Origin of the sequence: Mycolicibacter senuensis (assembly GCF_002101885.1) — a bacterium.
GTDB classification, from domain to species: domain Bacteria; phylum Actinomycetota; class Actinomycetes; order Mycobacteriales; family Mycobacteriaceae; genus Mycobacterium; species Mycobacterium senuense.
The window spans coordinates 1-18,781 of sequence record NZ_LQPS01000019.1 but is presented as its reverse complement, the minus strand read 5'-3'; the positions used below and the strand labels follow the sequence as shown (position 1 = coordinate 18,781).

General features: G+C 66.6%; 16 protein-coding genes and 2 pseudogenes. 9 read left to right on the top strand and 9 right to left on the bottom strand.

Going from position 1 to position 18,781, the window contains the following annotated elements; translation table 11 throughout:
- Positions 1-29 precede the first annotated feature (29 nt).
- The 5 genes from ipdE1 to AWC24_RS03615 are packed head-to-tail and all read left to right on the top strand — an operon-like array spanning position 30 to position 4,438.
- Entirely contained in the window at positions 30-1,178 is a 1,149-nt protein-coding gene (gene ipdE1, locus AWC24_RS03635; RefSeq protein ID WP_085082164.1) for an acyl-CoA dehydrogenase IpdE1, read from the top strand.
- Entirely contained in the window at positions 1,175-1,975 is an 801-nt protein-coding gene (gene ipdF, locus AWC24_RS03630; protein ID WP_013830640.1) for a (5R,7aS)-5-hydroxy-7a-methyl-1-oxo-2,3,5,6,7,7a-hexahydro-1H-indene-carboxyl-CoA reductase, read from the top strand. Before ipdE1 ends, ipdF begins: the two co-directional genes overlap by 4 nt.
- Positions 1,976-1,979: 4 nt before the next feature.
- On the top strand, positions 1,980-2,555 hold the full coding sequence (gene kstR2 / locus AWC24_RS03625) for a TetR family transcriptional regulator KstR2 (protein WP_085082162.1): 576 nt from the start codon (positions 1,980-1,982) through the stop codon (positions 2,553-2,555).
- A gap of 13 nt (positions 2,556-2,568) precedes the next feature.
- Positions 2,569-3,735 carry a steroid 3-ketoacyl-CoA thiolase FadA6 gene (gene fadA6, locus AWC24_RS03620; protein ID WP_085082213.1) on the top strand — a complete coding sequence of 389 codons (1,167 nt, stop codon included), beginning with the start codon at positions 2,569-2,571 and terminating at the stop codon, positions 3,733-3,735.
- Positions 3,736-3,757: 22 nt separating this feature from the next.
- Positions 3,758-4,438, top strand: a complete 681-nt coding sequence (locus AWC24_RS03615; RefSeq protein ID WP_165757700.1) for a TetR/AcrR family transcriptional regulator — start codon at positions 3,758-3,760, stop codon at positions 4,436-4,438.
- A 9-nt stretch (positions 4,439-4,447) separates the two neighbouring features.
- On the opposite strand, the gene AWC24_RS03610 is transcribed toward AWC24_RS03615, so the two are convergent.
- Positions 4,448-5,113 carry a TetR/AcrR family transcriptional regulator gene (locus AWC24_RS03610; RefSeq protein WP_109560313.1) on the bottom strand — a complete coding sequence of 222 codons (666 nt, stop codon included), beginning with the start codon at positions 5,111-5,113 and terminating at the stop codon, positions 4,448-4,450.
- 83 nt (positions 5,114-5,196) lie between these two features.
- Between AWC24_RS03610 and AWC24_RS03605 the strand changes: the two genes are divergently transcribed.
- Together AWC24_RS03605 and AWC24_RS03600 are read left to right on the top strand one after the other, a co-directional pair.
- Positions 5,197-5,910 carry a DUF899 domain-containing protein gene (locus tag AWC24_RS03605; RefSeq protein ID WP_234807247.1) on the top strand — a complete coding sequence of 238 codons (714 nt, stop codon included), beginning with the start codon at positions 5,197-5,199 and terminating at the stop codon, positions 5,908-5,910.
- A complete protein-coding gene (locus tag AWC24_RS03600) occupies positions 5,907-6,296 on the top strand; it encodes a VOC family protein (RefSeq protein WP_085082158.1) in 390 nt (129 codons plus the stop codon). The genes AWC24_RS03605 and AWC24_RS03600 overlap by 4 nt, the downstream gene beginning before the upstream one ends.
- A gap of 40 nt (positions 6,297-6,336) precedes the next feature.
- On the opposite strand, the gene ipdC is transcribed toward AWC24_RS03600, so the two are convergent.
- From ipdC to echA20, 4 genes are read right to left on the bottom strand one after another with little or no spacing between them, the layout of a single operon-like run.
- The gene (gene ipdC, locus AWC24_RS03595; RefSeq protein ID WP_085082156.1) at positions 6,337-7,407 is read right to left on the bottom strand and encodes a (3aS,4S,5R,7aS)-5-hydroxy-7a-methyl-1-oxo-octahydro-1H-indene-4-carboxyl-CoA dehydrogenase; all 1,071 of its coding nucleotides are present in this window, start codon (positions 7,405-7,407) and stop codon (positions 6,337-6,339) included.
- Positions 7,404-8,156, bottom strand: a complete 753-nt coding sequence (gene ipdB / locus AWC24_RS03590) for a cholesterol ring-cleaving hydrolase subunit IpdB (protein ID WP_085082154.1) — start codon at positions 8,154-8,156, stop codon at positions 7,404-7,406. Before ipdB ends, ipdC begins: the two co-directional genes overlap by 4 nt.
- Positions 8,153-9,034 (bottom strand): cholesterol ring-cleaving hydrolase subunit IpdA, encoded by an 882-nt coding sequence (gene ipdA, locus AWC24_RS03585; RefSeq protein ID WP_085082152.1) that lies wholly within the window; start codon positions 9,032-9,034, stop codon positions 8,153-8,155. The genes ipdB and ipdA overlap by 4 nt, the downstream gene beginning before the upstream one ends.
- Positions 9,031-9,786, bottom strand: a complete 756-nt coding sequence (gene echA20 / locus AWC24_RS03580; protein WP_085082151.1) for a (7aS)-7a-methyl-1,5-dioxo-2,3,5,6,7,7a-hexahydro-1H-indene-carboxyl-CoA hydrolase — start codon at positions 9,784-9,786, stop codon at positions 9,031-9,033. Before echA20 ends, ipdA begins: the two co-directional genes overlap by 4 nt.
- An 86-nt stretch (positions 9,787-9,872) precedes the next feature.
- On the opposite strand from echA20, the gene AWC24_RS03575 reads away from it, so the two are divergent.
- Entirely contained in the window at positions 9,873-10,649 is a 777-nt protein-coding gene (locus AWC24_RS03575) for an SDR family oxidoreductase (protein WP_085082150.1), read from the top strand.
- A 31-nt stretch (positions 10,650-10,680) separates the two neighbouring features.
- Complete coding sequence (locus AWC24_RS03570; protein WP_085082149.1) at positions 10,681-11,586, top strand: SDR family oxidoreductase; 906 nt, start codon at positions 10,681-10,683, stop codon at positions 11,584-11,586.
- A gap of 23 nt (positions 11,587-11,609) precedes the next feature.
- On the opposite strand, the gene AWC24_RS03565 is transcribed toward AWC24_RS03570, so the two are convergent.
- From AWC24_RS03565 to AWC24_RS03550, 4 genes and pseudogenes are all read right to left on the bottom strand, one after another.
- On the bottom strand, positions 11,610-14,819 hold the full coding sequence (locus tag AWC24_RS03565) for a helix-turn-helix transcriptional regulator (protein WP_085082148.1): 3,210 nt from the start codon (positions 14,817-14,819) through the stop codon (positions 11,610-11,612).
- A 484-nt stretch (positions 14,820-15,303) separates the two neighbouring features.
- A pseudogene (locus AWC24_RS03560) lies at positions 15,304-15,789 on the bottom strand (transposase); the annotation flags it as partial.
- Between the two features lie 99 nt (positions 15,790-15,888).
- Positions 15,889-17,106: an IS110 family RNA-guided transposase gene (locus AWC24_RS03555; protein ID WP_085082207.1), complete on the bottom strand. Its 1,218-nt coding sequence runs from the start codon at positions 17,104-17,106 to the stop codon at positions 15,889-15,891.
- A gap of 208 nt (positions 17,107-17,314) precedes the next feature.
- Positions 17,315-18,082, bottom strand: a pseudogene (locus AWC24_RS03550) (IS256 family transposase); the annotation flags it as partial.
- Positions 18,083-18,781 lie beyond the last annotated feature (699 nt).

The following is an 18,781-nucleotide window of genomic DNA, read 5'->3' as shown; positions in this document are numbered from 1 at the left end:
GCAAGTGCTTGGTAGGTTAGCCTACAAGGGTGCAAGCAGTCGAGGAGTTCCGGGCCGAGGTCCGCGCATGGCTGGACGACAACCTGGTTGGGGAGTTCGCCAAGCTCAAGGGCTTGGGCGGTCCCGGGCGCGAACACGAGGCCTTCGAGGAGCGGATGGCGTGGAACCGTCATCTCGCCGACGCCGGGCTGACCTGCCTGGGCTGGCCGGTGGAGCACGGCGGGCGCGGCCTGTCGGTGGCGCACCGGGTGGCCTTCTACGAGGAGTACGCGCGCGCCGATGCGCCCGACAAGGTCAACCACCTCGGCGAGGAGCTGCTCGGGCCGACGCTGATCGCCTTCGGCACCCCCGAACAGCAGCAGCGTTTCCTGCCCGGCATCCGCAACGTCACCGAGCTGTGGTGTCAGGGCTACTCCGAGCCCGGTGCCGGCAGTGACCTGGCCAATGTCGCCACCACCGCCGTGCTGGAGGGCGACCACTGGGTGATTAACGGCCAGAAGGTCTGGACGTCACTGGCGCACCTGTCGCAGTGGTGCTTCGTAGTGGCCCGCACCGAGAAGGGCTCCAAGCGGCACAACGGACTGTCCTACCTGTTGGTGCCGTTGGACCAGCCCGGCGTCGAGATCCGGCCGATCGTGCAGCTGACCGGCACCTCGGAGTTCAACGAGGTGTTCTTCGACGACGCGCGCACCGACGCCGACCTGGTGGTCGGCGAGCCCGGTGACGGGTGGAAGGTCGCGATGGGCACGCTCACCTTCGAGCGTGGCGTGTCGACACTGGGTCAGCAGATCCGTTACGCGCGTGAGCTTTCCGCGCTCGCCGAGCTCGCCCAGCGCAACGGCGTCGCCGAAGATCCGCTGATCCGCGAGCGGCTGACCCGATCCTGGGTCGGCTTGCGTGCCATGCGGTCCTACGCGCTGGCCACCATGGACGTCGAGCAGCCCGGTCAAGATAACGTCTCGAAACTGTTGTGGGCCAACTGGCATCGCGACCTGGGCGAGCTCGCCATGGATGTGATCGGTCGCGACTCGATGGTGCTCGCCGACGGCGAGTTCGACGAGTGGCAGCGGCTCTATCTGTTCACCCGCTCAGACACCATCTACGGCGGATCGAACGAGATTCAGCGCAACATCATCGCCGAGCGGGTTCTCGGCCTACCCCGGGAGGCAAAGGGATGAGCTCGGTTTCGGATCTGTCCACCGCGCCGGAAGAGATCGCCGGACACGGCCTGCTGAAGGGCAAGACGGTGCTGGTGACCGCGGCCGCCGGCACCGGAATCGGCTCCACCACCGCCCGTCGTGCGCTGCTCGAAGGTGCCGACGTCGTCGTCTCCGACTATCACGAGCGCCGGCTTTCCGAGACCCGTGACGAACTGGCCGCCCTCGGGCTGGGCCGGGTGGAGGCGGTGGTCTGCGACGTCACCTCGACGGCCGCGGTCGACGAACTGTTCGAGACCGCCGTGGCCAAGATGGGCCGGCTCGACGTGCTGGTCAACAACGCCGGCCTGGGCGGCCAGACGCCGGTGATCGACATGACCGACGAGGAGTGGGACCGCGTCCTGAATGTCACGCTCAACTCGGTGATGCGGTCGACCCGAGCCGCATTGCGCTATTTCCGCGGTGTCGAGCACGGTGGGGTGATCGTCAACAACGCCAGCGTGCTGGGCTGGCGTGCGCAGCATTCCCAGTCGCACTACGCCGCCGCCAAGGCCGGTGTCATGGCGCTGACCCGGTGCAGTGCCATCGAGGCGGTCGAGTACGGGGTTCGGATCAACGCCGTGTCGCCGTCGATCGCCCGACACAAGTTCCTGGAGAAGACCAGCTCCGCGGAGCTGCTCGACCGGCTCGCCGAGGGCGAGGCGTTCGGCCGGGCCGCCGAGCCGTGGGAGATCGCCACCACCATCGCGTTCTTGGCCAGCGACTATTCCAGTTACCTGACCGGCGAAGTCATCTCGGTTTCCAGTCAGCACCCGTGATGCCATGACGCGCCGTGACGAACTCCTGAGCCTGGCTGCGGCGATGATCGCCGAGCGTGGGCTGCGCGCGACCACGGTGCGCGACATCGCCGACGCTGCCGGGATCCTGTCGGGGAGTCTGTATCACCACTTCTCCTCCAAGGAGGAGATGGTCGACGAGGTGCTGCGCGACTTCCTCGATTGGCTGTTCGAGCGCTACCAGCAGATCATCGACACCGAATCCGATCCGATGGAATGCTTCAAGGGGTTGTTCCTGGCGTCGTTCGATGCGATCGAGCACCGGCACGCCCAGGTCGTCATCTACCAGGACGAGGCCAAGCGGCTGTCTTCGCAGGAGCGCTTCGGCTACGTCGATGAGCGCAATCGCCAGCAGCGCAAGATGTGGATCGACGTGCTGCAGCAGGGCGCCGAAGCGGGATGTTTCCGGCCCGACCTCGATGTCGACCTGGTCTACCGTTTCATCCGAGACACCACCTGGGTGTCGGTGCGCTGGTATCAGCCCGGCGGACCGCTCACCGCCGAACAAGTGGGCAGACAGTACCTCGCCATCGTGCTGGGTGGAATCAGTGAAGGAGTCTGAAATGACCGCACAAATCTCACAGGCCTACGTGATCGACGCAGCCCGCACCGCGGTCGGCAAGCGCAACGGGTCGCTGGCCGGCGTGCACCCGGTCGACCTGGGCGCGTTGGCGTTTCGCGGGCTGCTGGACCGGGTCGGCGTCGACCCGGCGGCCGTCGACGACGTGATCGCCGGATGTGTGGACGCGATCGGCGGCCAGGCCGGCAATATCGGCCGGCTGGCCTGGCTGGCCGCGGGCTACCCCGACGGCGTACCCGGTGTCACCGTCGACCGGCAGTGCGGGTCCAGCCAGCAGGCGATCTCGTTCGGCGCCCAGGCCATCATGAGCCGCACCGCGGACCTGATCCTGGCCGGCGGCGTGCAGAACATGAGCTGGGTGCCGATCTCGTCGGCGATGATCGTCGGCGAGCAGTTCGGCTTCACCTCGCCCACCAACGAGTCCAAGAAGTGGCTGGAACGCTATGGCGACCAGGAGATCTCGCAGTTCCGCGGCGCCGAGATGATCGCCGAGAAGTGGGACCTGTCCCGCGAGGAGATGGAACGCTTCGCACTGCAGAGCCACCAGCGGGCGTTCACCGCCATCGCCGAGGGCCGCTTCGACAAGGAGATCATCCCGGTCGACGTCGACGGTGTCGCGTTCCGGGTCGACGAGGGGCCGCGGGAATCGACGCTGGAGAAGATGGCCGGGCTGAAGCCCCTGGTCGAGGGCGGCCGGCTCACCGCCGCATTGGCCAGCCAGATCTCCGACGGCGCGTCCGCGGTGCTGCTCGCGTCAGAAAGCGCAGTGCAGACGCACGGACTGACGCCGCGCGCCCGTATCCACCACATCAGCGCCCGGGGCGACGACCCGGTGTTCATGCTGACCGGCCCGATCCCGGCCACCCGCTACGCGCTGGAGAAGACCGGCCTCGATATCGAAGACATCGGCGTGGTGGAGATCAACGAGGCGTTCGCCCCGGTGGTGCAGGCGTGGATGAAAGAGTTCCCGATCGACCCGGCCAAGGTGAACCCCAACGGCGGGGCGATCGCGCTGGGCCACCCGCTGGGCGCCACCGGAGCCAAATTGTTCACCACGATGCTGCACGAGTTGGAGCGCACCGGCGGCCGTTACGGCCTCCAGACCATGTGTGAGGGCGGCGGTACGGCAAACGTCACCATCATCGAGCGGCTTGACAGCTAAACTTCTGCGACATGGAAGCGACATGGAAGCAATGACGACCTCGGTGCCCGGCGGGCGGCGGATTCGCGGGCTGGACGCCGAGCAACGTCGTGCACAGCGTCGCGACCAACTCCTGACCGCGGCTTTCGACCTGTTCGCGCAGGACGGATACGTCAACACGTCGATCGAACAGATCTGTCAGACGGCCTACGTCGGCAACAAGGCCTTCTATGAACTGTTCGACAGCAAAGAAGACTGCTTCCTGGCGCTGCTGAACCAGATCGGCGATCGGCTCAAGGCGGAAACCCAGCAGGAGTTGGGGCGCAGCGCCCCCGACGAGGCGGAAGAGTTGACCGTGCGCCGGGTTGCCACCACGTTTGCGCACGTGCTGGTGGACGATCCCCGGGTGGCGGTGGTGGCGTTCCGGGAGTGCACCGGTATCTCGCCGCGGGTTGAGGCCCGGCGACAGGAGAACCGCAGGTGGGCCGCGGCCTTCCTCGAGGCGTTCTGGCGCAGCAAGGCGCCGCCGGACGACGTCGCCGATTACCGGGCGATGGCGGTCGCCACCGTCGGCGGGCTGTTCGAGTTGGTCGCTGACTTCCTGCATGACACCGAGCCGCCGCGGTCGATAGACGACCTCGCGAACGATCTGACCTCTTTTGTGCTCGCGGTCGGAAACGGAATCCACCTTGCCGCTCCGGCCCGGGAGAACCGGGCCGGGTGAGGTAGCGGGTCAACGCACCAGCCCGGCGACGATGTCGTCGACCGTTCGCCGTGCCAGCGAATCGAGTTCGTCGCGGCTGGTGTCGCGCAGCGGCCCGTGCAGCGCCAGTTCGGCGAAGCCGTGTACGGCCGACCAGCACGGCCACTCCGCTCCCCGGCGCCGGTCCGGTTGCAGCACACCGGCTTCGGTCATCGCGTCGAGGGCGTCCACCAGTGCACGAAACGGCGGCGGGGCCCAGTCATCGCCGACCGCGCTGAAGTCGGAACCGCCGTGCTCATGCGGCGGTCCCAGTTTCGCCTCTCCTGCGTCGAGGCTCGCTGAACCGCCGAAGAAAGCCACCGCGAACCACCCCGGTTCGTTCAAGGCGAACTCGACGTAGCCGAGACCGACTGCGCGCAGCTGATCACGGGCCCGGGTCTGCGCTGAACCCCGCCGGTGCACCGGTTTGAGCATGCGCGCGGCCACCTTGTCGTGGATGGCCATCGCCACCGCGGTCAACAGTGCCTCACGGTCGGCGAAGTGACGGTAAGCGGCGTTCGGTGAGACCCCGGCGCGCCGGGTCGCCGCCCGGATGGTCAGGGCATCCGGGCCGCCGGTCCGGGTGAGCTGCAGGCCGGCGTCGATCAGCGCGGCGCACAGATCGCCGTGGTGATAACCGGACTTCGTGACAGGCAACCCTTGACAACCCCCTCGAATGGAAGTGTACGGTGTCAACATAACTGATGTGGACGCCGTACACATAGCAGCGGGAGGTGGTTGTGACGACGACTCCGGGACTGCCGCCGGTCGTGGATCGGCCGACCTGGCAGCGCGAGCTGGACGCCCTACGGCGCCGGGAGAAGGCAGCCACGCGAGAACTCGACGTGATCGCCGCGCAGCGCCGGCGGCTGCCGATGGTGGCGATGGCCGACTATGTGCTGCAAGGGGAGAACGGACCGGTCCGTCTCGCAGACGTGTTCGACGGCAGGCGACAGCTGATCGTCTACCACCACATGTGGTCTCCGGGCCAGCAGTGGCAATGCCCGGGGTGCACCGGGTTCGCCGCGCAGTTCACCCGGCTGGAGTTCCTGTCGGATTACGAAGCGCGCTTCGTCGTCGTCACCCAGGGTCCGATCGACGAAGCGCTGGACTATAAGCGCCGGGTGGGCAACCAGATGGCCTGGTACAGCACCGCCGACAGCACGTTCGGGGCTGATGTGGATGCCCCGCCGGGCGGCGGTTTCGCCGTGAATGTCTTTCTGCGCCAGGGCGACAAGGTATTCCGGACTTGGCATACGACCGGGCGGGGAGTCGAGCAACTCAGCCACGCGTTCGCGTTGATCGACGTGCTGCCCTACGGGCGCCAGGAAGGGTGGCAGGACTCGCCCGACGGCTGGCCGCAATATCCCACCTACAGCCGCTGGGCGAGCTCGCAGCAGATTGCCAGGGCATACGGCCCTGGCAGGGCTTCCAACCGAGAAGGAGCAAGATGAGCACCATCACGACCGGTCTGAAGACGATCAACCTGGTGTGCGTGGCGACGCCCGATCAGGACAAGGCGGTTGCGTTCTACGAGTCGCTGGGCTTCGAGAAGCGCACCGACATCGAGATGGGTGACGGCTACCGGTGGATCGAGGTCTACCCGCCCACCGGGATAGCCGGCATCGCGCTGGCTCCGCCGCCGCCGGAGAGCGGCCCGGTCGAGCCGACCGATACCGGCATCACACTGACCACTGACGACATCGACGCCACGCTCGCCGCGATGCGTGAGCTCGGAGTCGACGTCGACGCGCAGGTGGCGAGAATGGGAGACCCGGTCCCGCCGATGTTCTGGTTCCGCGACCCGACCGGACACACCCTGATGGTGGTGGAGGCCTAGGTCCGGCCGCTAGCTCGCGTCGTGAGATTCCGTCTCGGCGTCAGGTGATGAGGGAAGAAGCTGCGCGTAGGTGCGCTACGGCGTCGGCCACGATGCCCTCGATCAGCTCCGCGCACGACGGCAGGTCCGCGAGGGCGCCGGCCACCTGGCCCGAGGCCAGCACGCCGGCCTCGGTGTTGCCTTCCACCAGACCGGCTTTGAGCAGCATCGGTGTGTTGGCGGCCATCAGCACCTGTGACCAGGTGAGTTCCTTGCCGTGGCGCATGGCCAGGCCATCCTGAATCATGGTGGGCCAGCTCATGCCCGACATCTTCTTGAACTTCGCCGCGTTGCGGATGGCGGCGCTGAAACCGCGTGCCCGCGAGCCGCTTTCCAGCTTCTCCACCAATTCGGTGCGCAGCACCCGGTGCGGCATGCCGTCGACCCGGGTGGAGACCACGGTGCCGCCCAGGTCGGCGGCCAGGTAGCGCTGCTTGACCGCATCGGGCACCGTCGAATCCGAGGTCAACAGGAAACGGGTGCCCATCGCGACGCCGGTGGCCCCATAGGACAGGGCGGCGGCCAGGCCGCGACCGTCGAAGAAACCGCCGGCGGCGATCACCTGCACACCGGTGCCGGCAACGGCGTCCAGCACCGACGGCAGCAGCAGCGTGGTGGCCACCGGTCCGGTGTGCCCGCCGCCCTCGCCGCCCTGCACGATCACCGCGTCGGCGCCCCAGGATGCCACCTTCTTGGCGTGCTTGGCCGCACCGACGGACGGGATCACCACCGAGCCCGCCTCTTTGAGTTTCGCGATCAGTTCCTGTTTGGGCGCCAGCGCGAAGGACGCCACCTTGACGCCCTCGCGGATCATCAGGTCCACCCGGTCGCCGGCGTCGGCGCCGTCGGCGCGGATGTTGACCCCGAACGGCTTGTCGGTCGCCGACTTCACCTTCGCTATCGCGGCGGCCAGCTCGTCGATGGTCATGGTCGCCGAGGCCAGGATGCCCAGCCCGCCGGCATTGGCGGTTGCCGACACCAGTCGGGCGCCGGCCACCCAGCCCATCCCGGTCTGCACCACCGGGTGTTCGATGCCGACCAGTTCGGTCAGCGGGGTGCGGAGCTTGGTCATGACCGTACTTCTTTGTCGCGCAGCGACTTCGGGTCGATGACTTCACGGATCAACCGCAGTTCCTCGATCTCGGGCAGCCGGGTGGTGGCGGCATCGGCCAGCCCGTGCACCTCGAACGAGGTGTTCTCGGCGACCTCCTCGGCGGTGACGCCCGGGTGCAGCGAGACCGCGCGCATCTGGTGGTCCGGACCGCCGAAGTCGAACACGCCCAGGTTGGACACCACCCCGCCGAGGTTGAAGAACCGGAAGGCCGGGTTGTCCGGGTCCACCTTGTCGTAGCCGATCCCGGACACGACGTCGACGGTCTCGCAGAACACCCGCGGCGAGTGTGCGCCCACCCAGTAGCTGGTGGTGTGGTTGATGGTGTTGCCGGGCGCACCGCGCACCCCGAACATCTGCCGGGTCGGATGCTGCAGCGGACCGAACGCCGACAGGTTCTGGTTGCCGTACCGGTCGATTTGGTTGGCGCCCATGATCACATGCCGTCGGCCCCACGACAGGGTTTCGAAGACCCGGTTGAACGGCATCCACCCCTCCAGGGGGCCGACCCTCCCGATCGCCGGGGTGTCGGCCAGGATGCGGGCCTCCCCGTCGGTGAGCACCAGGTCGGGGGAGAAGGTCAGCCGGGCGAGCCGGGCGCCCACCGAGGGCACCGTGGCCATCGGGCTGGCCATGATCTCGCCGGCGTCGCGGAACAGCTCGGCGCAGGCGATGGCGCAGATCTCGGCGCGGGTGGGTGAGTCGGTCATGCTTGTGCCTCCGCTCCGAATGCCTTGACCGCCGCCTGGTAGTCGTCTTCGCTACCGGACAGGTAGGTGGCCTTGAACTCCGCCCAGGTCTCGTCGGACCTGGCGGCCTCGGCATAGTGACGCTGGAACTTCTCGTCGCGCCCGTAATCGGCTGCCCCGATGGTGAAGTGGGCGCCACCGGGTGCTTCCACGACCTTGTCCACCATCATCCGGTTGATCACCTGGGTCTGCGGTGAGGTGGCCGCGATCAGCTCGTCGGTGGACACGATCTTCTCCACCGACAAGAAGCGGCGCTGCGCCGACATCAAGAACAGGTCATCGAAGTATGGATCGATACCGGTGTAGGCGGCGTTGCCGCGTTCGTCGCCGAGGTTCATGTGCACGAACGCGGCGTCGAGGTTCAGTGCCGGCATCGCGATGAGCGTCTCGTGCCCACCCTCGACGGGGTAGGGGGAGGTGACCGTCTTGAGCTCGCCCTCCCAGAAGTCGACCACCGAGCTGCCCAGGCCGGCCCGGATCGGCAGGAACGGTAACCGCTGGGCGGCGGCCTGCAGCCCGCAGCGCAGCATGCCCTCGTCCATCTCGCGGGCCTCAATCGCGCCGGTGGTGCGGGCCTTGGCGAACCAGGGATCGTAGAACGGCGGCGAGTCCAGGGAGACGAACCCGTAATAGGCCCGTCGCACCTTGCCCGCCGAGCACAGCAGTCCCAGGTCCGGCCCGCCGTAGGTCACCACGGTCAGGTTCTTCACGTCGGTGCGCAGGATGGCGCGGACGAAAGCCATCGGCTTGCGGCGCGAGCCCCAGCCGCCGATGCCGATAGTCATGCCGTCGCGCAACTCGGCGACGGCGTCGTCCAGAGTGGTCAGCTTGGTCGTCACTTCTTCCCCTTCTCGGTGCCGGCGAAGGCGTCGCGGTGCTCGTCGGCCACCCCGGCGAGGTTCAGTTCGAAGGTGAAGCCCTGCTCCATCCGGTAGCTGCTGTTGACCTTCTGCACATCGATGAGGTTCAGCGCCTCCTTGGCCGCGCGGATCACCCGGGTGTCCTTGGCGGCGATGTCGCGGGCCACCCGCAGCGCGGCCTCATCGAGCTCGGCGCGGGGCACCACCTCGTGCACCGAACCGTACTGGTGCAAGGTGGCGGCATCCACGGTGGCCGCGGTGTAGAACAACCGGCGCATCATGTGCTGCGGGACCAGCCGGGATAGGTGGGTGGCCGCGCCCAGTGCGCCGCGCTCCACCTCCGGCAGGCCGAACTTGGCGTCATCGGAAGCCACGATCACGTCGGCGTTGCCGACCAGCCCGATGCCGCCGCCGACGCAGAAGCCGTTGACCGCGGCGATCACCGGTACCGCGCACTCGTAGACGGCCTTGAAGGCGGCGAAGCAGCCCCGGTTGGCGTCGATCAGCGCGGTAAAGCCCTCGGTGTTCTGCATCTCTTTGATGTCCACGCCGGCGTTGAAGCCGCGGCCTTCGGCGCGCAGGATCACCGCATGGGTGGACATGTCGTTGCCGGCGGCGGTGATGACGTCGCCGAGCTCGAACCAGGCCCGGGAGGGCAGAGCGTTGACCGGCGGATAGTCGACGGTGACCGTGACGATCCCGGGTTCGACGGTCGTGGATGTGATCGGCATCTGCTGTTCCTGGCTTTCCCTGTCGATTCGGGGGTCGTGAACCACCTGAGCTACCTAAGCAAGCACTTGCTTGGTACGCTAGCACAGTGTCTGATCTCAAGTCCGGTTCCCTCTATTTCGGATTGACCGGCAAAGTGGTGCTCGTGACCGGTGGTGTCCGCGGTGTCGGCGCGGGTATCAGCGCCGTCTTCGCCGATCAGGGCGCCACGGTGGTGACCTGTGCGCGCCGGCCCGGAGACGGCCTGCCGTATGAGTTCCACGCCTGCGACGTCCGCGACGACGACGCGGTCAAGGGCCTGATCGAGACGGTGGTCGCCAAGCATGGCCGGCTTGACGTGGTGGTCAACAACGCCGGCGGTTCACCGCATGCCTTGGCCGCCGAGGCATCGGCCAACTTCAGCCGCAAGATCATCGAGCTCAATCTGCTGGCGCCGCTGCAGGTCGCCCAGCACGCCAACGCCGTCATGCAGACCCAGGACAGTGGCGGGTCGATCGTCAACATCACCAGCGTGAGTGGTCACCGGCCGTCGCCGGGCTCCGCGGCCTACAGCGCGGCCAAGGCCGGCGTGGACAATCTGACCGCCACCCTGGCCGTGGAGTGGGCGCCCAAGGTGCGGGTCAACTCGGTGGTGGTCGGCATGGTCGAGACCGAGCAGTCCGAACTGTTCTACGGCGACGCCGAGTCGGTGGCTGCCGTCGGCGCCACCGTGCCGCTGGGCCGGCTCGCCAAGCCGGCCGACGTCGGCTGGGCGGCAGCCTTCCTGTCTTCCGAGGCCGCGTGCTACATCAGCGGCGCCACCCTGGAAGCCCACGGCGGCGGCGAGGCGCCCGCCTACCTCGACGCTTCGAGCGCAAATAAGTAAAAGTCGGCCCAAAACAAAGGAGACAGCACACATGGGACTTCTCGACGGCCGGGTGGTCATCGTTACCGGAGCAGGCGGCGGAATCGGGCGGGCGCACGCGCTGGCCTTCGCCGCCGAGGGCGCCCGGGTGGTGGTCAACGACATCGGTGTGGGCCTGGACGGCTCACCGGCCGGTGGCGGTAGCGCCGCCCAGGGCGTGGTCGACGAGATCGTCGCCGCCGGTGGGGAAGCCGTCGCCAACGGCTCCAATGTGGCCGACTGGGAGCAGTCCGCGGCGCTGATCCAGACCGCCGTCGACCACTTCGGCAGACTCGACGTGCTGGTCAACAATGCCGGCATCGTGCGGGACCGGATGTTCGCCAACGCCACCGAAGAGGAATTCGACGCCGTTACGGCGGTGCACCTCAAGGGTCACTTCGCCACCATGAAGCACGCCGCCGCCTACTGGCGGGCGCAGTCCAAGGCCGGCGAAACCGTGGACGCCCGCATCATCAACACCAGTTCGGGCGCCGGTCTGCAGGGCAGTGTCGGGCAGGCTACCTACAGCGCCTCCAAGGCCGGTATTGCCGCGCTGACTCTGGTCGCTTCGGCCGAGATGGGCCGCTACGGCGTCACCGCGAACGCGATCGCCCCGTCAGCGCGCACCCGGATGACCGAGACGGTGTTCGCCGACATGATGGCGACACAGGACCAGGCCTTCGACGCGATGGCTCCGGAGAACGTCAGCCCGCTGGTGGTGTGGCTGGGCAGCGTGGAATCCAAGGATGTCACCGGCAAGGTCTTTGAGGTCGAGGGCGGCAAGATCCGCGTCGCCGAGGGCTGGGCGCACGGCCCGGAGGCCGACAAGGGCGCCCGCTGGGATCCCGCCGAGCTGGGCCCGGTCGTCACCGATCTGCTGGCCCAGGCGCGCCCGCCGGTGCCGGTGTACGGGGCCTGAGCCGCCGGGGCAACGTCGCCGGGTCAGATATGCCTCGCCGCTTCCTGGACGAGTTGGACGCGGGAAGAGATATCGAGCTTGGTATAGATGTGGTTCAGGTGGGAGTGCACGGTTCGCGGCGAGACGTTCAGTTTCGAGGCGATGTCTTTGTCGCGGAGTCCAGCACTGACGAGCCGGATGACGTTGTGTTCGGCCGGAGTCAGCGAAGCCCAACCACTCGACGGGCGTTTACGGCTGCCTTCGGTGCCGGATGCGTAGGCGATGGCCTCAGCGATCGACAATGCGGTTCCTCGGGCCCAATGACGCTCAAAGTCGTCCTGCGGCATTGCTTCTCGTAGGGTATTGACTGCGTCGGTGTATCCAGCGTCGTACGCCTTGGAGCGGACCGTGCCGGTGATATCTCGGGCGCTGGCCGCCAGGCCGAACAGCCGTGCTGCGCGATCATGCTGACCTGCAGCGCAGTTCACTGCTGCCAGCGACTCGATTAAATCGGGGACGGCCAGGTATCCCCCGGTTTCCGCGGCGATCGCCAACGCGTGACGCGCGTCTTGCCCGGCCTGCTTGAGTTTCCCCTCGGCCATCGACACCCGGACACGTAACTCCAGCAGCAGTATCCGCTGGAATCCAGACCCCACGGCAAGCGCCTCGTCGACCAGGTGGCGCGCCGTGACCAGGTCGCCGGACGCCAACGCGGCCCTGGCGACCGGATTGCCGGTTATTGCCAGCAGTTGCGGCAGTGCGCACGCGTCAAACGCCGCAGCACCGGCGCCGACCGCACCGGACACATCACCGGCGGCCAGTGACACGTCCGCCACCGTCCCGAAACTGACGGCACGGTGGAAGTCGATGAGGTCCGCGGCAGCCTCGACGCACGCGTCCGCTGCGGCCCGGGCACCTCGGGTGTCCCCTTGGCACGCCAGGGCTTCGGCCAGGACGGTCAGACTCTGGGTGCTGAACAGCGGATCGCCTGCTGCCTCGGCCTCGATAGCCACGCTCCGGGCCTCGGCGGCGGCCATGGCGAGCTCGCCCCGATGAAGGTGCGTCAATCCCAAGCAGAGCCGGCACAGCCGCGAAACCGACCAGTCGCCGACCGCGTCGGCGAGGCGCTGCCCTTTCTCCGCGGCCACGCGCGTCGTGGCCAGGTCCCCGGCCACAAAGGCGGAATAGGCCTGTACGCCATATATCTGGGCCAACCGCCAATCGTCGTCCAGGGCGGGGGACAGTGCGATGGCCTGCTCGAAGTAGGGCAGGGCCAGTTCAGGGCTGTAGCTACAGGTGAAACCGCAGGCTGCCAGCGACCAGGCGAGCAGGGCCGGGTCATCGAGACGCCGCGCGATGGCGACTGCCTCTTCAGCTTGATCGGCATGGCCGTAGTTTCCGGTCAACGCCTCGAAGATGGCCTTGTCGGCGAGAGCGCTGGCCCGCGCGGCAGGCGCCATGGCGGCGGGGGCGGTGAGAACGGCATCGAACCACGCCAGGCCCTCCATGGTCCGGCTATGGATCCACAGCGGGAACAACGACGAGGCGAGATGTGCGGCGACCTCGATGTCACCATGCTCACGACTCCAGGTGAAGGCGATCCTGAGGTTGTCGATCTCGAGTTCCGCCTGCGCAATGTGCCAGCCGTACCCGGCGGTCACCCCGGCGTCGAACAGTGCTGTGTAGTGGTCACGGTGGCGCGCCCGTATAGCCTCGGATTCCCCGGACTGCTCCAGCTTCTCCAGGGCGTACTGCTGCACCGTCTGCAGCAGCCGGAAGCGCGTCGATTCTCCGGTGCTGTCGGCTATCACCAGCGATTTATCTACCAGCTGCGTGAGTTTGTCGACGAGCTGTCCACGCGGCACATCAGTGCCGCCGGCGACGGCGTGGGCGGCGTCAAGGTCGAACCCGCCCCGAAACGGCGCCAATCGACGAAACACTACGCGCTCGGATTCGCTCAACAAATCGTGCGACCAGTCCTCTGAAGCCCGCAGTGTCTGTTGGCGCGCCACCGCAGTGCGCGCACCACCGGTCAACAGTTGGAAGCGCTCGCCCAGCCCGTCGGCGATCTCGGCCAGCGACAACGCCCGAACACGTGTCGCGGCAAGCTCGATGGCCAACGGCACCCCGTCCAGCCGCCGGCAGATCTCGGCTACCAAGGCGGCATCGTCAGTGGTCTCGCTGAAACCCGGCCGGACCAGCCGAGCGCGCTGACGGAACAACTCGACAGCCTCGTCGGCCGGCGAGAGCGAGGGGGTCGTCCAGGTCACCTCGCCGGCTACTCCGATGGGTTCCCGGCTTGTCGCCACGATTGTCAGCTCGGCGTTGGCGGCCAACAGCGTGGCGGTCAGCCGTGCGCACGCGTCCAGCAGGTGCTCACAATTGTCGAGCACCATCAGCAATTGCCGGCCTGCGATCGAGCACGCCAGAGTGTCGAGTGGGGAGCGGTCCGATCGATCGGGCAGGCCCAGCGTTTTCGTTACTCGCTCGGGAATCAGTTCTGGATCGGTGATCGGCGACAGATCTACGCACCATGCCCCGTCGCGGAACCTGCCGGCCAACTCATCGGCCAGTTGCAGCGCCAGCCGTGTCTTGCCGACTCCGCCGGGGCCGGTCAACGTCACCAGACGGTTGCCGTCAACCAGCCGCCGGAGCTCGGTCAGTTCAGCATCGCGTCCGACGAAACTCGTCAGCGGCGTCGGAAAATGTGGCTCGGCCACCGATTTTCCCGTTCGAAGGGGCGGAAAATCGCTGACAAGGTCGCGATGGCAGAGTTGCGTCACGCGCTCCGGATACGGTCTGCCGCGAAGCCGGTGAACACCCAGATCAACCAGCCAAGCCTCCAAGGGAAGCTGATCACCCGTCAACTCCTGGGCTGTCTCGGACAAGACCGTCTGACCGGCATGGGCCAGGTCGCATAACCGCGCGGCGCGGTTCACCAGGGATCTCGGGTACGGGTCCGGTTCGACCGGCGGCCCCTCGTCGGCGTGCACTGCGATTCGCGGCTGGATGGGTGCCGAAGGCGTGCGCTGCAACGCCAGGGCGCACGCCACCGCGTCACTGGTGTCCACGAATTCGGCGGCGAACCTGTCGCGGCGGTCCTGCTCCGTCAGGCGGATACCGCCGTGGTCGGCAACCAACTCGGAAAGGGTGCGCTCCAGCCAGGAGAGGGCAGCGGTGGACAACGACTCCGTACCGGGCTGCCACGGTGGCCGGGGATCCCCGGCATCGACCACCAAAACCGTCCGCGCCATGGCAGGCGGAAAACCCGCCTCGCGTGTGTTCGACAAGATGTACCGTCCCTACAGGCCGCAATGGTCGCGCAAGCGGCTGGCCCTCCTGTCCAGGATGGGTGGTCTGCGCGGCGATACGTCTTGCTTCCCGACCATAGTAGGTATTTGTACCGGCACTTCCCGGAGTGCGCAATTGGCCACTTTCGAGCACTTTTGCCGATGTTGTCGGAGATGCGCCGGCGGACACTGGCAGAGACGGGCGGCGTTTGTCTGCTCAGCGGCCGGATAGTTGATCTCTCCGCACTGATGTCCATCTGATCACGATCTTCGGATCGAGGCACCGATCCGCGGCGTTGCGCACTATGGCCATCGTCATCGGGCGCGGACGAGTCGCGTTCCGTTGGCGTGTCGTTGGCTGCGGCATCACATTCGGCAGTGCCCCGTGGGGTGGTGGACTTCGGATCGGCGTGAGTCATGCGTGGTGATCAACGAGTCGTGGTGGATGCTAGGCGATTTGGCGTTGCTCGGCTAGCGGTTCGGTGATGGCGGCGTGTTTGGCGGCGATGACCTTGCGTAGCTCGGCCATGGAGATGTCGGACAGGTAGCGGCGGGTGACCTGCCATTCGTCGTGGGCTTCGATGACCACGGCGGTGGCCAGCCGCAGGAACGCCGCGGGATTCGGGAAGATCTCCACGACATCAGCGCGGCGCTTGATCTCCTTGTTGAGCCGCTCGATCGGATTGTTCGACCAGATCTTTTGCCAGTGCGCCCGCGGGAATGCGGTGAACGCCAGGACATCGGTCTTGGCCTCGGCCATCATCGCCGCCACCTTGGGAAATGTGGGCTCCAAGGTGTCGGCGACCTGGTCCCACTGAGCGGCGACCTCGGCCGGCTCGGTATGGGCGAAGACCGTCTTGATCGCCGCAGTGACCGCCGGCGCGTGCTTGGCGGCCACCACGCCGTGCAGGTTGCGCATGAAATGCACCCGGCAGACTCCCACTGTCAACCCCCGCTTTGAAGTGGTGGGATTTGTCGGGCATGCTGAACGGCCGCCCGACTGCGTGGTCGGCGGCTGCGGGTGGGCTCTTGGTCAGGCCGTGGCGGGTACGGCGGTGGTGTGTTTGGCTGGGTCGTAGGGGGTTCCGTCGGTCCAGCAACGCCACAGCACACGCATCCAGCGGGCAGATAGCCCACGCAGAGCGCGGTGATAGCGCTGACCGCGCTGGGTGCGGGCTTCTCGGAAGGCCGCTGCAGCCCAAGGTGATTCCTTCATGGAGTTGAAGGCCCACCACATGGCTGATTCGCGCAGCCGAGTATTGGCAGCGTAGCGGAACCGGACACTGCGGGAGCGCCCAGATGCGCGGGTGACCGGGGCCAGACCGGCTTCGGCCAGCAACGCTTGAGCATGGGGGTAGCGATCGCGGTCTTCGCCGATTTCGCTGAGGAGTACCCCGGTTGTCACTGGCCCCACGCCGGGAAAGCTGGCGAAGATCGGTGCATCTGGGTGCTCGGCTACCGCTGCCGCGATGGCGTCGTCGTAGTCGGCGAGCTGGCTGTTGAGCAGTTGCAGCAGCCTGGTGTAACTCTGCGCGGAGAAGCTCTTGCCCGCTACGGTGCCAGCGGAGGCGGTAAGCAGGTTGGCTCGCATGCGGTCAGCCAGCACCTGGGCGGAGACGCGGCCGGTGTAGTGATGCCGCGCCAGGAAGCCGGCCATGCGGGTGGTTTTGACCCGCGATGCTATTGCTGGCGTCGGGTAGTCGAGGATGAATGACAAGGTGATCTGCCGATCGACCGACGAAAACAACCGGACCGGTGCTGGATGGTAGGCCTCGAGGATCATCCGCAGCTGATGTTCGACAGCCTGCTGGGTTTCCAGGAGTCGGTCTCGGTCCCGGGTCAGTGCCTTTATCTCGGCCAGCAACGGCGAGGGCGTCGTCATGCTGCGCCAGTGGGTGTGCTCATGGCGCAGCGAGTCGGCCAGGACGAATGCGTCGAAGCGGTCATCTTTGACGGCAGCGACTTTGTAACGTTCGCGAGCCCGGGCGGCGATGCGCGGCGAAACCGCGAATACGACATGGCCGTTGGCCTGTAGCTGCTCGACGAGCAACCCCTCTGAACGTTCCACCGCTATCGGCATCCGGGTCGCGAACCGCTGCAGCAACGTCTCGAGCTCGACCAGCCCCGCGACGTCGTGAGTTACCCGCCGTTCCACCAGGCGATTGCCGGCGCCGTCGACCACACACAGCTGATGATGCTCGCCGCCCCAATCGATTCCGGCGAAGGCTGACCATTGTGATTTCTCGACCACTTCGTTCTCCCTTCGGATCTCTCGGGCCACCTCACGGCCGATCCCTCTGGGCGCTCATCCAGGTGCTCTGGGCACGACTCCCACTGGCCAGTTGAGATCCGCCACCACCGGGAGGGACGGGTCTGCCGCTGGACCTCGAAGGTCACGCTGCCAAGGTCCTCTCCCGGTGGTGGAGGCGACCCGGCGGGACTGCCCCGCCAACTTCGATGTTGACGGATGAGCGTTGCCACGATGATCCGGTGAACTGCTGAGCCACCGCAGCCTTGAGGCCGGCGTGGGCATCAGAGATCACCAGATGCACCCCGGAGAGCCCGCGAGCCTTCAGTGAGGCCAAGAATTCGCGCCAGAACTCAAACGATTCGCTGTCGCCGACGGCGGTGCCCAGCACTTCGCGGGTGCCGTCGATGGAAACTCCGGTGGCCACCACCAGGGCGTGAGATACCACGTGTGCACCGACACGGACCTTGCAGAAGGTGGCGTCGCAGAACACGTACGGGAACTGGGTATGGGTCAGGCTGCGGGAGCGGAAGGCCTCGATCTCGCGATCCAGGCCCGCGCAGATGCGCGAGACCTCCGACTTGGAGACCCCCGAGCCCACTCCCATCGCGGCGACCAGGTCATCGACGCTGCGGGTCGAGACCCCGTGCACGTAGGCCTCCATGATCACCGCGTGCAGCGCCTTGTCGATGCGGCGCCGCCGCTCCAGCAACGACGGGAAGAACGACCCGGCCCGCAGCTTGGGGATCTGCACCTCGACATCGCCGGAGGTGGTGGCCACCGTTTTGGGACGGTGCCCGTTGCGCTGCGCGGTCCGCCCCTGGGCTCGCTCGTAGCGGCCGGCGCCGATCGCCTCGGTGGCTTCGGCCTCGATCAGAGCCTGCAGCCCGGCCCGGATCAACTCGGCGAACACCGCCCCGGCGTCAGCGGACTTGAGCGCATCAAGTTGAGCGAGCAGGGCAGAATGGTCGTGGGTCATCGCGTTGTGTGTCCTTTGCTTGAGTCACTTTGGTCGGTAACTCATTGACCACTACGCGATGGCCCACCCCAAAGCCCTCAACGACACACCAGGGCCCATCAGCCCCGGTCAGTCGCAAGCCCGAAACCCCACCACCCCAGGGGACTTAGCCTCACATTCCAGCAAACCATTAGTAAAGAGCCGCGCGCTGCGTGAGATGTCTTCTAATGCGCACTCAGATCTCGGTATATAAGCCGCCTCAGTAAAAATACCTATATGCCAGCCAGTTTGCTGTGGTTGACGCCGAAATAGTGAATGTGACTAGCGCCGCAAGGGGGTGACCGATATCTCAAATGCCATCGTTACCAGCAGGTTTTGCGTTACGGAACCGATCACAACAGGCTACTGCTATGAAATTCATCACTGTTTACCATTCCTGAGTTGTCGGTTAGTGGACTCAAGACCCATACTACGGACCTTCAGGGATTCTTAGTAGAAACTGTTGAGAGGTTCTTTCATGGGTCGGCGAGTGTCTAGCAAATTGTTCCGTTCGTCGGCTCGGGGTTTGGTGCGGCGTCGCGTGGTGGGGGCGTCGAGTTCAGTGGCGGCGTTTCTGGCGTTCGGGGTGGCGCCGGTGGTGGCTGCGCCGGCTGCGCACGCCGATGATTTCGGCCTGGACGCGTTCTGGGACTTCTTCGGTGTCGATGACAGCGGTTCTGA